Source organism: Gracilibacillus sp. HCP3S3_G5_2 (assembly GCF_052063305.1).
GTDB lineage: Bacteria > Bacillota > Bacilli > Bacillales > Amphibacillaceae > Gracilibacillus.
On the sequence record NZ_JBQHXU010000001.1, the window covers coordinates 473,582 to 487,781 of the forward strand.

Below are 14,200 nucleotides of genomic sequence, written 5' to 3' on the forward strand. Positions count from 1 at the left end.
AATTTTACAAAATATTAACTTTAATATTACATTCACTTTAATTATGAATTAAGTCTTGATAAATAACTATCTGACCTATTATACCGAAAAGGTTGATACATATTATTCCCAACTAATATGTATCAACCTCTATGTTTAATGTCTTTTTAAAGGAAGGTCTGGATAAAAATACTCTATACTATTTAACCGCCTTCCAAATCGTCCACCTATCTTTGTCCACAATATGCTGATCAATCGTTATTGCCTTGTCAACATAGTCAACTAATCGATTTAATTCGTGATCTGTTAACTCATGCAATATACTTCGGCCTGTTCTAGCACGTAAATCTTGCAACAATTCTGCCTTCGTTTCGTATATTTTTCTCGTTTCCCATAAGGTTCTTTTTTCTACCTCTCGAAAGCCTATTTGTTGCAGTAATTCCTTAACAACTAAGCTTTTATGTCTGCGATTTATCTCTTTTTCTTTGAGATCTGGGAACACTTCAAAGAAATAACCTCTAATATGATGCTCATTTCCTGACAATAGGCAATCTTCTGGTGTACGATCTTGTACAATATAATAGCCATCATTCTTCAACAATCGATATCCTTCTTGAAAACATGTTTCTACATCCGTTATGTGATGAATCAATGCACGTTCAAGTAATAAATCAGCACTGTCACCTTTTAATCCTGTATCTAATGCATTAGCATAAATAAACGATATATTTGGATATGTTTTACAATTCTCTTTCGCTGTTGCTAGTATTACTTCGGAAAAATCAATACCTGTAATTGTTTCTATTCCCATTTCAGCTAGTGCTTTCGTATAAATACCACCACCACTACCAATGTCCAAAGCGTGAGAGATATGCTCAATAGGCACAAGTTCTTTCACTGCTTTCTTCCATGTACAGTCAGCATCTCTCGTTGCATAGGTAGCTCGATTCTTCTCACTGTGAAAATTTATTGCCATTTTCACCCTCCCATACTTGGATCATTTCTACCCTATTTCCGAAAGGATCACGAAATTCAAATCGTTTAAAACCAGGAATCGGTATGGAGACTAACGTCGTCACGCCATGCTTTGCCAGTTTTGTTTGCCAATAGGTAATATCATCTACTTGGTAGGCGATATGTGCCTTTGATTTCATTCTGTCGACATCATTCTCTGTCCCAACATGCACTTCTCTATCTCCGACATCCAGCCAGAATCCTCCTCTACCTGTAAGTGCCGCTGGCTTTTCGATCTCACGTAAACCTAGTAAATCACAGTAAAACCTTCTTCCTTCCGTTTCTTTGCCTTTTGGAATAGACATTTGCACATGATGAATTCCTTGAATCACTCGATCATCCTCCTGCTTTCACTTGATAATTAAATTGTATATAATAAGCATTAATAAGAAAAATACATATTTTTAATTAAAATTGATAAGGAAAACTTATAGAAAGGAAACAACAAAATGAAAGTCGATGATTATGAGTTATTAGTAGCATTAAAAAAAGCGGGAACAATTAGAGGTGCTGCCCAACAGTTATTAATCTCACAACCTGCTTTAAGTCAACGATTGAAACAGATTGAACAGCAATGGGGAGAGCAGCTATTTGTACGGTCTCATAAAACATTGTCAATTACCCCAGCAGGAGAAATGATCGTGGATTTCGCCGAAAAAACGATAAATGAAGAAAGAAAAATTCGAGAAAAGGTGGAAAGGATGTCCAATGAAATTCGCGGTACGCTATCACTAGGTGTCTCCTCTGTAATTGGCCAATATATATTACCTCCAATTCTGAAAATGTATATTACCGCGTATCCAAAAGTAAAAATAGAACTACAGACAGGTTTAAGTGAATTATTTCGCCATTCAGCTGAGCAATTTCATGTTTGTATTATTCGTGGAGAAAAGCCCAAAAATCTGCATTGTCAAGAATTACGAAGAGACAAGCTTTATTTAGTAGAGAAAAAGGAAACCTCGCAAAAATTAAAACCATTAATTGAATTCCAGTCAGATTACACGTTTCAGACGATCGTAAATAATTGGTTTAAGCAACACCCGACCTTTACATACCGTAAAGTTATTAAAGTAGATCAAATCGAGACATGTAAGCAGTTTGTCGCGAATGACATCGGATTTGCCGTATTACCAGAAATAGCGATTAAAGATTTAAGCAAAACAACATATAACTTTCATCCCTTAATGCTAGAAGACACATACATCACTCGTAAAACATGGCTATGTGCATCTGAAGCAGCAAGCCAGTTACCACAGGTGCGTGCTTTTATCGATTTGATTAAAAAAATATAACTAGCGAGGAAAATTATTATAATGATAATTTACTCCACTATATGAACATATAGGTATGATGATCATCATTACTCATACCAAGCTTTAGTTGGTCTATTTACTGGAAAGCCAACTTTTTTACGATAGCTTTTTCTTTCATCAGTGAAAGCAAACCACTGCTTACTACTATCGGGATTATTAGCATAATGAACGACACAACGTATTTGATCTTCTACACAGCTGTCAGTCCAAACGCCTAGCTTTTGTTCTAATTCATCAAAAAGCTTCGCTGGATCTTTCTCCTTCATTTCTGATAATGAGAAAAGGTTCAGTTGGTAAACTAATTTTTCAGCCAGCTTATAGCCTATAGAAGGAACACTTTGAAAATCAGCTAATCCCTTTAATTTCTTAGCTGTTTCAACAGGAAGATCCAATATTTGGGCGATTTGTTCTTGATCAAACGTATGAAGCTCACTTATTTTCACTTTTGCTTTACGGAGTTTTCTTTTTTCCATGTCTGTTAACGGTAAAGTATAGGAACTCATTAGTGTATCTCCTCACAAATATTATGAATTTTTATATCTATTTTATCTAAAACGAGACTCCTCTAAATGAAGGGTTTTGAACCATCATTATCCTTGAAAAGTATACGGAGCAACTGATTTTAATATTTCCTCTACTCCATTCTGATAGTAAGGCATTAACTTATTCGCCACTTCAACATCCATTCATTTGATTTCTAGTATTTCATTTCATCTTATCCATACTATACTTTAACATAAATCCACAAAAATTAACCGATTACTCCGTCATAAAAAAATACCACTATCGACTTATTAGTGGCATTTTTTTATGGTTTATTTTTTGTACGAACATTCAATGAGAAAAACAAAGTATAAGAGCAAATGAGGGCCACACCTCTTTTATTTTTAGGAGGTGTGGTTTGTTATTTATCATAAGATAGTTAAAAATGGCTCATTCTCAAAATCCATCTTAAAAGTAAGTATAGGTGTAATGTAATCACACCACATTATGCCAACTTCTTTCCTTCGTAATATCTTCAGCCTCTTCTTCTGCAAATCCCTCACAAATAAATCCTAACACCTCTTTACCATTATCGAGTTTCACCTTGCCGATCGCTAAAGGAGAAGGGATCAGGTCAACAAACACTCCTAAATTTCGAATTGGCATTTCCCATAACTCTATTTTAATCGAAGCACCTCCTGCACGCTTCCTGATTAACCCTGGCTTAGGTGGATTGGAGGCCAGCTTAACAAACTGATATTCAGCTGCAGTGGCAGCCTCTTGAACGAACGTAGCACCATTGTTGATTAATTGATATTCTAATTCATACCCTCGCATATGCAATCCACAAACAGCCAGTAGAACGGTAGATTGCGTAGAATTCACCATTTTTCCTTCTTTACCATTTAAAAATAAATCCGCAAAACCGCATACTGTTCCTTCTTGGTCAGCAGTAGAAAAAATAGTAATACCAAATGGCACATCCTGATCCGCATCAACTGACGGTACTGCTATCGCACTTAAATCTAATAAATTGCAGTGGTTCGTAAATGCACCCATTTTTTGATTTGTTTCAACTGGGTTTTCTTCTACCTGTTGACGTGTCCAAGTACCTGCATTCGTAGGTGTTATTAATACAGCATTTCGTAGTATTTGCCACGCATACATTTTATATCGTTGTAATTGGTGGGTCGCTTGAAAAAGTACTGTCGCATTATACGCTTCTTTCGCGCCATTTCGCAAAATTTTTTCTGTAACAGGTAAAGTTACACCAGGGTGAGAGGAGACAAATCCTCCTAAAGCGGCCCATCTTTCTGCTATCCACGGACCACCATAAAGAATCTCTGCAGCCTTTCGAAAAATGTCATAATCGATATATTCTATCGGAATGGATAATGTTGCTAATTTCTCCAACGTTCTTTCCCAAGCAAGATGGTACTGCTCGGAATATGGACCAAAAAAGTCGATCGTATCCTTTGGAATTAGGAGCTTAGAGGGTAATTGCTCTTCGATTCTCTTTCTTTCATTTGACCATGGGTCCTTTTCATCCTTCCCTCTTACGATACGATCTACTTGCAATGCATCTTTTAATGAATGAGAAAATACAGTCACACAATCAATACTTTCACATGCAGGCACAACTCCCCGTTTGGACCAAGCTCCGACACTAGGCTTCCATCCAATTAGCCTATTTAAGCTAGCAGGTACTCTACCGGATCCAGCAGTGTCTGTCCCAAGTGAAAATGCCACTTGTCCCGTCGCAACTGCCACTGCAGAACCTGAGCTTGAACCTCCACTAATTAATTCCTCTTTTAGAGCATTATGCGTTTCACCATATGGACTTCTCGTTCCTACTAAGCCTGTGGCAAACTGATCCAAATTAGTCTTACCAACTGGTATCGCCCCAGCCTGAACCAATCTTTTAACAACTGTTGCGTGTTTAGTAGGCAGATAAGCATACTCGGAACATCCTGCCGTGGTATACATCCCTTTAACATCGATATTATCTTTTACTGCAAAAGGGATTCCCCATAGTGGGAGACTTTCACGATCTTTTGTTTCTATTTCTGCTAAATATGGTGCTATCTGGTCCATCTCAGGAGGGGTAATCCAAATATTTTTTTCCTTTTCATGATTTGCACGGTCAACAACATACTCCATTAATTGTTGTGGTGTTAACTCTCCCTTTTGGTATGCTGTTTGAATATATTCAATAGTTAATTCTTGAGGTAATGTTTCGACATTCATCCTTACCACTCCATTCCCATCCAACGGTAATCTATTCTTCATCAACTAAGGTAGTACTAAAAAAGCTATTAGCTACAGGGGGTTCAGTAACTGGCAAAAAGATACTAATCTGTTCACTCGGCTCTTGACCATCATTCGCTACTGAATGTATCACACCTGCTGGTACTTGAAAGGTATCACCTGCTTGATAAGACTGCCAATTTCCATTTTGTAATAATTTCACCTTTCCAGTAGTTATATGAATAATTTCCACCACATCATGGAAATGGGGCAAAACTTGACCTCCAACGTCTATTTTCTCCCATAAAATCGAACTTGCATGTACTCCTAACTCATCAGCCTTCTCCGCACTTAAAATTTCTTTATGAAACAAATGTAGATGGTCACTCATAGGCTCCCATGTCATTTGCTCTCCTTTTAACACCTTTGTTTCATCAGCCATTTTTACACTCCTTACTATTTATGAATTACCTCATCTTCCCAAGGTAATTGATAATTCTCGTTTACTAAATCCTTCATATATGTGTATGGACAATCTGTTGCACCACCAGCTACTGCTACATATCCACGGTGACCTAATTGATAAATATTGTTTTCTACTCCCCAATGCTTTCTTGCCTCTTTCACTAACGATGGCTTTAGTTCACTTGTGATGATTTCATCGGGGCGATTACTCCCTCTTACAAGCGGCACACCATCAAAATTAACAAAAGTTCCTTCCCCCATAGAATCAAACGTACCATCTGATCCAGCTAAACACACGGAAGCAGTATACATTAAATTGCAAAAGGCATTAGCTTGGTTGGTAATATTCCATGAATGTTTAATCGGAGCAGTATATCCTGCTGTTCGGATCATAATATCTGCACCTTTATATGCACATTCACGCGCCATCTCTGGAAACATCCCATCATGACAAATGATTAATGATAAGGTACTTCCATTAGGACCCTCACAAACCGGAATTCCTAAATCTCCCGGAGCCCAAGGTTCAACGGGCACCCAAGGATGCAGCTTTCTGTAGTTAAGCTTGATTTCTCCTTTATTATTGATAATTAAACCCGTATTATATGGATTACCATTAGGATTATATTCCATAATGGAAAAACAACCCCAAATATCATTCTCCGTACATGCTTGTTGAAATGCTTTAACTTCTGGTCCATCGATTCGACACATGATATCTGGGTTGGTATCCATTGACAGCCCATGTAGGCAATACTCCGGAAACACAACTAAATCCATTGTTTCTTGATTTCTACGTGCTTTCCCAACTAAATCGCACACTTTTTCTGTTTGTTTTTTTAAGTCTTCTGGTGTTTTCACGTTGGGTAATTGTAACTGTACTAAGCCAATCACAACCCCATCCGGTGATTTATTGAGTCCTCCTAAACCAGTCATTCTTGATCCTCCTTCATATTTCTCATGGAACGAAGGTTAATTAATTTTAGCGCTAAATACACTTGTAACTGATGATCAGCATCATTTAAATCTTTGTTTAAAATTTCTTTCACACGCTCCATACGATAAACAACTGTATTATAATGTGTAGATAATGCTTGTGCTGTTTTTTTCATGTTGCGATTATGCCTAAAATATAGATCTAACGTTTCAATAAGATTGGTCTGATTTTTTTTATCATAATCTATTAGAGAGCCGATCAATTCTTCTACGTAGTAGTTTACTTCTTCATTATCAGGTACATAATATAGCAACTGATAGATACCTAAATCTTCTAAGGATAAGACATTCATTTGGAAATGATAATAATGACTAATTTCACTTACTCTTACCGCTTTCCGGTAACTTTCTGGCAATAATACAGGATGATCAATAATCCCACCTCTACAAAGGGATATCTGCGGCCATTTATCTGTTAGGATTTTTGATACGGTTGAAACCCCTACATCTAATGCCTCCCATTGATCACTTGAAGCAAGAATGACAAGATCTTCATCAATCTTTACAAAACTAACATCTATATTTGTTAATCCCTTCCATTTTTCTTTAGTGAAAGAAACATAGTCCGGTTGATCCTTTACAAGTAAAACTTCAAAAAATGCATTCTTATCAAGTGAATATCCTGCTGATTTTGCTCGAATAACCATATCATTTACCGAAGAGAAATGACCTTTTATCCAATCATATAAAAACTGCTTTAAATGTTTCTCTTCGATCATTTTTTTCATTTTTTGGTTGACCATTTCTAATGCTAATAATTCACTTAATCGGTCCATGGTCAAATAATCAACTGAAGTAGTAGTGGCTTTCCATTCTACTAACACTAACCAAAGTCGCTCACTATACTTTACAGGTATAGAAGATAAGTAAATCGAAACATGTTGATCATTAACCTTGATATTTCTTGTTTGCTTTTGCAATGTGCCATTAACATTTCCCCAGTTAATCGTTGCTTCTATCTCTTGAAAATTGGTTGAACTGTAGGGAATGACAGGATGATTATCTGTAAAATCTACAATGCATACTGGATTACCCATTACGTCAGCTATCACTGTTAACCAATCTTCAAGCTCTCTAGTATCAGCTAACTTTGAAGTCAAATGCTCTAAACGGTTTTGCAATACATATAGATGTTCGGATTCTTTATAAAACACTTGCTCCATCGTAAGTCTTACAATATCTGAAAATGTTGTGTCTGGCTGTAACTCGATCAAAGGAAATTGTAATCGCTCTGCAACCGCAATAACAGACGGAGGAATATCCTCTAAAAAACGTTTTGTTTTGATACCTAATCCTGAAACTCCTTTTTCCACTAACTTTGGTATCAAATATTCAAACGCAATTGGATTATCTCGATACGGATATCCTGTTGTCATTAAAAACTCTCCTGGCCGAACCCAGTCTTCTACATCAGGTACTTCCATAACATTGACTCTTTTAATCAAGTTATCCAATTTATGCTTTCCAGCTAATAATTTCGCTTCCCCAAATTGGGGCAATGTTAATAATTCTGCTATTGTCAATCCACGATCTTTTTTCACCAGTCTTCCCTCATTTCTTCTATTGCTCTAACGCTTGAAGCAAACGTTCTGCTGAAGAAACCCATCCAAATATTGCTCCTTGTTGATGAAACATACGAATGGCTGCTTCTTGATCTTGTGGGTCAAAAGCCGCTGTACCATCTTCCAATACTAAACACTCGAAGCCACGGTCATTTGCTTCACGAACTGTAGAGTGAACACAAACATGAGTTGTTACACCTGTTACAATTAATGATTCTATTCCTTTTTGCTCTAATTTCTCTAAAAGATTTGTTTGATAAAAGGCTCCTTTTCCCGGTTTATCAATCACTAATTCATTTGGAAGAGGGGTTAATTCATCCACAATTGCATGACCCATCTCACCTTTAATCAATATTCGCCCCATTGTCCCTCTATCTCCGATTCCTGCTCCTTGTACTTTACTTCTCCTCAGCTTACTACTAGGGCAATCTGACAAATCTGGCTCATGACCTTCCCTAGTATGAATGACGGTTAAACCTTTCTCTCTAAAACGGTCTAACACACGTTTGATCGTAGGAATAATTGATTTTGTTTTCGTTATATCGTTTCCAAGTCGTTCGCCAAATCCGCCAGTTGAACAAAAATCATTTTGCATATCAATAATGAGAAGCGCAGTTTGCTCAGGTTTAAAGGAAAACGGAAAAGGAGAGCATTCTACTTCCAACATATTTTCCATTTCGTTCATCACCTTTTTTTATAAAGTAGCATGTTTTTGCTTTTGCCATTCTTGTAAAGCCTCAAGGACATGTAAGGAGTTAGATACACTTCCAAAAACCCCGCCTTGCATTTTTACCATTTCTAATGCTGCCTGATGATTATTTGCATCTGTTGCACCTGTACAATCTTCTAATATTAAGCATTCGTATCCTCTATCATTGGCTTCACGCATTGTGGTGTGCACACATACGTCTGTAGTAATACCAGTTAGTATTAAGTTTTTAATACCTTTATTACGTAACATTAAATCTAAATCTGTCGCATAAAAACTACCTTTTCCAGGCTTATCAATAATCAATTCATGCTCTAACGGTTTTAATTCTTCGATTATGTCCCATCCCGGTTCTCCTCTAACTAATATTTTTCCAGCTGGTCCTTTACTGCCAATTTCCGCACCGATTTGAGCACTTCGCCACCTTTTATTTTCCGGTAAATCGGATAAGTCTGGTCTATGTCCTTCTCTTGTATGGATAACAGTAAATTCAGGTATCTCCCTAACTTTTTCTAGTAGCTTCTGAATAGGGGCAATCGCTCTTCTTGTTAAACTCAAGTCATACCCCATTGCATCCACATAACCACCCTTGCCACAGAAATCTGTCTGCATATCGATAACGATCAATGCTGTTTCTTTAGGATTTAATTTTTGATGATATGGCCAAATATAAGGTTGCGCTTCAATATACATACTTTTCACCTCACCTATTAATATAGAAAGGAGAGTGTGTTTCTCTCTCCTTTTCATTATTCAGAAATATTTCCAATTACACCTTCTACGAAATAATCCGTTGTTTCTAATTCATCTGTTGTAGGGATGACACCTTCTTCAATTTTTATTTCACCATTCTGATCTACTATAGGACCTTCGAATGGATGAAAATCACCATTTTCCAGTGCAACTTGCTCTTCTTCCACTAACGCCTGTACATCCTCCGGAACAATACTGCCAAAAGGTGCTAACTCTACTACACCTTCCGTTAATCCACCACGATATTTGCCATCATATATACTGTCTACGAAATTTCCATCCAACGCTGTTTGTGTCATGTCTACAAACAATTCATCCCAATTCCAGACTGCACCTGTAATCCATGTATCCTCTGCAAGAGGTGACGCATCTGCATGGTAACCAACAGACATGATATCTAATCGATCTGCCGTTTCTATAACCGTTTTTGTACAATCCTGATGTTGGGAGATCACATCTACTCCTTGATCTGCTAGACTATTAACAGAGCTTGCCTGTTGACCAGGGTCACACCAACTACCAGTAAATACGACATTAGTAGTTGCATCTGGATTAACAGATTGTGCTCCTAATGTAAAAGCATTCACATTTAACAAAACCTGTGGGATTGGAAAGGAAACAACGTAACCTAATTTGCCGGTCTCAGATAAATGTCCAGCTGATACACCAGCTAAGTATGCTGATTGCCAAATATTACCGAAATAAGTTCCGAGATTCTCCGCATTCTCTAATCCGCCTTGATGGAAAAATGCTACGTCTGGATGTCGCTCAGCTACTTTCATCGCTGGATCCAGATGTCCGTAAGAAGTTGGAAAGATGATTTTCGCGCCATTTCGAATCATTTCTTCCATGACACGCTCAGCCTCCCCAGTCTCCGGTACATTCTCAGATCGTAATATTTCCATCTCTGGAAAAGCTTCTTCGACTGCTACACTTCCATCATAAGCAGCTTTGTTATAACCATAATCATCCTTTGTACCAACAAAAATAAAACCTACTTTTTCAGCTCCCTCTCCAGGCGCAGCTGAATCTGAATCACCTGCTTCTGACGCATTTCCTTCTTCATTTCCACAAGCAGCTAATACTGTAATAATCGCCAACATTGATACTAATAACCACACTTTATATTTTCTCATTTTTATCTCTCCTTTTTTCTGATCATTTAAAAGTAAATAGGCGTTAATTACCGACCACCTCCTTCAAATACATCCTTGAGCCCCAGTGGCATCATATTTCTTTGCTTCCGTTCTACTATAAACATCGCAACTAGTGTTAAGACATATGGAAGCATAAAAAGGATAAATTGCGATATATCGATGCCAATACCTTGTAGAGCAAGCTGTAAGGCATATGCTCCACCGAATAAATACGCACCTAACATTGCCCTAAATGGTAACCATGAAGCAAAAATGACAAGTGCCACAGCAATGATTCCTCTTCCTTGTGTCATATCTTCAATCCATGTATGAGTAAAAGCAGTCGACAATTGTGCTCCACCAAGTCCAGCTAGAAATCCCCCAGCCATGACTGCTAAATATCGAACAAATCTAGGTGACTTACCGTAGGCATAGACAACTTTATCATTCTCACCTGCACCTCTTAAAATAATGCCCCAGCGAGTTCGAAAGAGGAAAAACCATACGGCAGGGACTAATAAAAATGATAGATAGGTCAATACATCGTGTGAAAATAAGATAGTTCCTATAAATGGAATATCTGATAAAACTGGTATTCTAATTACTTCAAATCCATTAATCTGTTTATCTACTAATGACCTACCAAAGAAAGCAGTCAAACCGATTCCGAAGAACATAATGGTTAACCCTGTAGCTAATTGATTAGCTTTACGTTCAATTACTAAAAACGCATGAACGAAGGAAAGTAGTAAACCAGCTAGTCCTCCAGCAAGAAAGCCTAACCAAGGATTTCCTGTCGCAGACGTTGCAACAAAAGCTGTCATTGCCCCAGCAATCATGGACCCTTCTGTTCCAAGATTAATTACACCTGCTCGTTCTGAAATTAATTCACCTGTTGTTGCATATAAAACAGAAGTTCCAGCACGTATTGCCCCTGTTAAGATTTCTATGATCATGATTTGTCTCCCCTTTTCATTGCCAAAATACCAAATAGTACTAGAGCCATTAAAATGTGAACAGTAGAGGAAGGTAACCCTGCGTTCATTTCCATTGAATTACCGGATACGCTAATGACACCTATCACAAAGGAAGTAAAGATTAAACCAATCATATGATTACGTGCCATCCATGCAGCTAAAAATCCTATATAGCCGATATCCACTCCTGTTGTAGGTCGAAGTCTGCCCTCCATACCTGCTACCTCTATCATTCCGGCAATACCTGCAATTGCTCCACCAATAAGAAGGGCCCAAAATTGCATTTTATTAACTTTAATTCCGGATTGGAGTGCAGCAATTGGATTTCCTCCCACAATTTTCATAAAAAAGCCCCATCGAGTCTTCTTAAATAAAAAGTAAACAACTATAGCAATGATAATCGCTAATACGATCCCAATATGAATACGACTGCCTGGAATAGTAGGTAATCGTAGCGAATCACTAAATTCCGGTGAGAATGGCCAATTAAAGGCTGTCGGGTCTTTTAAAGGACCGTGAACAAATGCAGATACAGTATAAAAGGCAATATAATTTAACAATAAGGTTGTTATCGTTTCATTCATCCCACCTTTTACTTTTAAAACTGCGGCAATACCGGACCACACCAGTCCGCCTAAAGCACCACAAATAATTAACAGTGGAATTCCTATCCACATCGGAAAACCGTCGAATACATATACAGCAGCTATAGTTGTTGTTAATGCGCCGATCATAAGCTGGCCTTCTCCTCCAACATTCACTAAACCAGCCCTTGCAGGAATTGCTGTTGCTATTGCTGTTAAAATAAACGGTGTTGTGGCAATGATAACCTCACCAAATCCATAGAAATCAGTAAACACGGAAGCTAGCATTGAACTGAAAGTAGTGATCGGGTTAACACCTTGAGATAATAAAAATATAGAAAATATTACAATTGGTAATACATAGCCTATTAACCATTGAAAGTTAGACATCTTTTGTTTTATAGGGGTTTCTAATGTACTCAAGATACTTCACCTTCTAACATTACTTTTCCAATTTCATAGGAATTGGTTTTTTCTGGAGAATAGGGTCCAAATAAACTTTTTTGACCAAGAACCACAATACGGTCAGATATTTCAAAAACTTCAGATAAATCTTCTGAAATTACTAGAATAGCAGTTCCGTTTTCTTTCAACTTTCTAAACATATTATGAATACTTCGAACTGTAGCTATATCTAACCCTCTACTGGGATAACTAACAATTAACAGGTCAGGGTTCGAAAGCAAAGTTCTTGCTAGTACCATTCGTTGAACATTCCCGCCCGATAACGTTTCAGCGATTCGTTCCCCGTCTGCTACACGTAACTCTTTTACTACAGTTGAATGATCAAAGTTATCTTTTACTTTTTTCCAATCAATACCTAAACCACTTTTTTCGATTGGCATACCACCTAAAACCATGTGTTCATAAATCGTTAACCCTGAAACAATCTGATCGTTGATTGGATCTTCAGGTATATAAGAAACTCCCGCCTGTAAAAAATCTTTAATATCACTGTTGGTAAAGTCATCATCTTTTATCAATAGCTTTCCTGACTTTATCTCTCTGACTCCACACAACGCCTCTACGATTTCTTTTTGCCCATTACCTGATACTCCAGCTACACCAACAATTTCTCCAGAATAAAGGGATAGATTAATATTAGATAATATTTCCTGACCTCTATCATCATCGACTGTTATTGCTTCTGCCCGTAATAGCTCTTTTCTCTCACCTGAATAATAAGAGTGTTGTTTGGTAGGCGGAACATCCTTGGAGCCTATCATTTCTGAAATCAATTCTGTTTCTGTTGTTTCTTCCGTTATTTTGTTAGAGTAGACCACCTTGCCTTCTCGCAAAATAGTTACCGTATCAGAGCAGTTCAATACTTCTCGAATTTTATGCGTGATCAGAATTATTCCATAACCATCGGCACGAAGCATTTTTAGCATTTTCAAAAAAGCATCTACTTCAGAAGGTGTTAGAACACTAGTCGGTTCATCAAATATAATTAGCTTCGTTGCGTCTTCTATTAATACTTTCACAATTTCTACTCTTTGACGTTGTCCTAAATCCAACTCCCAAACGTAACTGTCTGGATTTATCGATAACTGATAGCGTTCTGTTACCTCTTTAATCTTTTTCTTTAATTTATTTTTTCGGAAGAGCAAACCTTTCTCAGAATAGGACAGTGCAATGTTTTCCAAAACCGTTAATGAAGGGATAATACGAAAATCTTGAAAAACCATACTAATACCTACAGATCTAGCCTTGCTAGGTGGGTGTAATGTCACTTTTTGACCGCTAATATACACTTCTCCTTCTTCTGGCTGATGGACCCCATATAAGGATTTCATTAATGTACTTTTACCAGCCCCATTTTCTCCTAAAATGGCATGAATCTCTCCTTGATGAACTTTAAAATCTATTTTTTCATTCGCAACAAAATCACCGAATCGCTTTGTAATTCTTCTAGCATCCAATAAAGGAACTGTTTCATTGCTCGCATTCCTTGCCATACTCCCACTCCTCATTATCACAAT

General features: G+C 37.4%; 14 protein-coding genes. 1 reads left to right on the top strand and 13 read right to left on the bottom strand.

Translation table 11 applies throughout. From position 1 onward, the window contains the following. Window positions 1-178: 178 nt before the first annotated feature. Together ACTNEP_RS02220 and ACTNEP_RS02225 are read right to left on the bottom strand one after the other, a co-directional pair. Window positions 179-955 (bottom strand): class I SAM-dependent methyltransferase, encoded by a 777-nt coding sequence (locus tag ACTNEP_RS02220; RefSeq protein WP_441159923.1) that lies wholly within the window; start codon window positions 953-955, stop codon window positions 179-181. Next, on the bottom strand, window positions 933-1,325 hold the full coding sequence (locus ACTNEP_RS02225; protein WP_441159924.1) for a VOC family protein: 393 nt from the start codon (window positions 1,323-1,325) through the stop codon (window positions 933-935). The genes ACTNEP_RS02220 and ACTNEP_RS02225 overlap by 23 nt, the downstream gene beginning before the upstream one ends. A 117-nt stretch (window positions 1,326-1,442) precedes the next feature. Here ACTNEP_RS02225 and ACTNEP_RS02230 point away from each other — a divergent pair, with 117 nt between their 5' ends. After that, window positions 1,443-2,285: a LysR family transcriptional regulator gene (locus ACTNEP_RS02230; protein WP_441159925.1), complete on the top strand. Its 843-nt coding sequence runs from the start codon at window positions 1,443-1,445 to the stop codon at window positions 2,283-2,285. Window positions 2,286-2,353: 68 nt separating this feature from the next. Here the strand turns inward: ACTNEP_RS02230 and ACTNEP_RS02235 are convergent, their stop codons facing one another. From ACTNEP_RS02235 to ACTNEP_RS02285, 11 genes are all read right to left on the bottom strand, one after another. After that, on the bottom strand, window positions 2,354-2,809 hold the full coding sequence (locus ACTNEP_RS02235; protein ID WP_441159926.1) for a helix-hairpin-helix domain-containing protein: 456 nt from the start codon (window positions 2,807-2,809) through the stop codon (window positions 2,354-2,356). A 475-nt stretch (window positions 2,810-3,284) separates the two neighbouring features. Then, on the bottom strand, window positions 3,285-5,036 hold the full coding sequence (gene atzF / locus ACTNEP_RS02240; protein ID WP_441159927.1) for an allophanate hydrolase: 1,752 nt from the start codon (window positions 5,034-5,036) through the stop codon (window positions 3,285-3,287). A gap of 31 nt (window positions 5,037-5,067) precedes the next feature. Then, window positions 5,068-5,478, bottom strand: coding sequence for a cupin domain-containing protein (locus ACTNEP_RS02245; RefSeq protein ID WP_441159928.1), 411 nt, complete (start codon window positions 5,476-5,478; stop codon window positions 5,068-5,070). Window positions 5,479-5,492: 14 nt separating this feature from the next. Then, window positions 5,493-6,437, bottom strand: a complete 945-nt coding sequence (locus tag ACTNEP_RS02250; RefSeq protein ID WP_441159929.1) for a formamidase — start codon at window positions 6,435-6,437, stop codon at window positions 5,493-5,495. Beyond that, window positions 6,434-8,038: a PucR family transcriptional regulator gene (locus tag ACTNEP_RS02255; RefSeq protein ID WP_441159931.1), complete on the bottom strand. Its 1,605-nt coding sequence runs from the start codon at window positions 8,036-8,038 to the stop codon at window positions 6,434-6,436. Before ACTNEP_RS02255 ends, ACTNEP_RS02250 begins: the two co-directional genes overlap by 4 nt. A 19-nt stretch (window positions 8,039-8,057) precedes the next feature. Further along, the gene (locus ACTNEP_RS02260; protein ID WP_441159932.1) at window positions 8,058-8,735 is read right to left on the bottom strand and encodes a cysteine hydrolase family protein; all 678 of its coding nucleotides are present in this window, start codon (window positions 8,733-8,735) and stop codon (window positions 8,058-8,060) included. 18 nt (window positions 8,736-8,753) lie between these two features. Continuing rightward, entirely contained in the window at window positions 8,754-9,461 is a 708-nt protein-coding gene (gene biuH / locus ACTNEP_RS02265) for a biuret amidohydrolase (RefSeq protein WP_441159933.1), read from the bottom strand. Window positions 9,462-9,517: 56 nt separating this feature from the next. After that, window positions 9,518-10,657 (bottom strand): BMP family ABC transporter substrate-binding protein, encoded by a 1,140-nt coding sequence (locus ACTNEP_RS02270; protein ID WP_441159934.1) that lies wholly within the window; start codon window positions 10,655-10,657, stop codon window positions 9,518-9,520. A 47-nt stretch (window positions 10,658-10,704) separates the two neighbouring features. Continuing rightward, a complete protein-coding gene (locus ACTNEP_RS02275) occupies window positions 10,705-11,613 on the bottom strand; it encodes an ABC transporter permease (protein ID WP_441159935.1) in 909 nt (302 codons plus the stop codon). Then, window positions 11,610-12,641, bottom strand: coding sequence for an ABC transporter permease (locus ACTNEP_RS02280; RefSeq protein WP_441159937.1), 1,032 nt, complete (start codon window positions 12,639-12,641; stop codon window positions 11,610-11,612). The genes ACTNEP_RS02275 and ACTNEP_RS02280 overlap by 4 nt, the downstream gene beginning before the upstream one ends. After that, complete coding sequence (locus ACTNEP_RS02285) at window positions 12,638-14,176, bottom strand: ABC transporter ATP-binding protein (RefSeq protein WP_441159938.1); 1,539 nt, start codon at window positions 14,174-14,176, stop codon at window positions 12,638-12,640. Before ACTNEP_RS02285 ends, ACTNEP_RS02280 begins: the two co-directional genes overlap by 4 nt. Window positions 14,177-14,200: the final 24 nt, after the last annotated feature.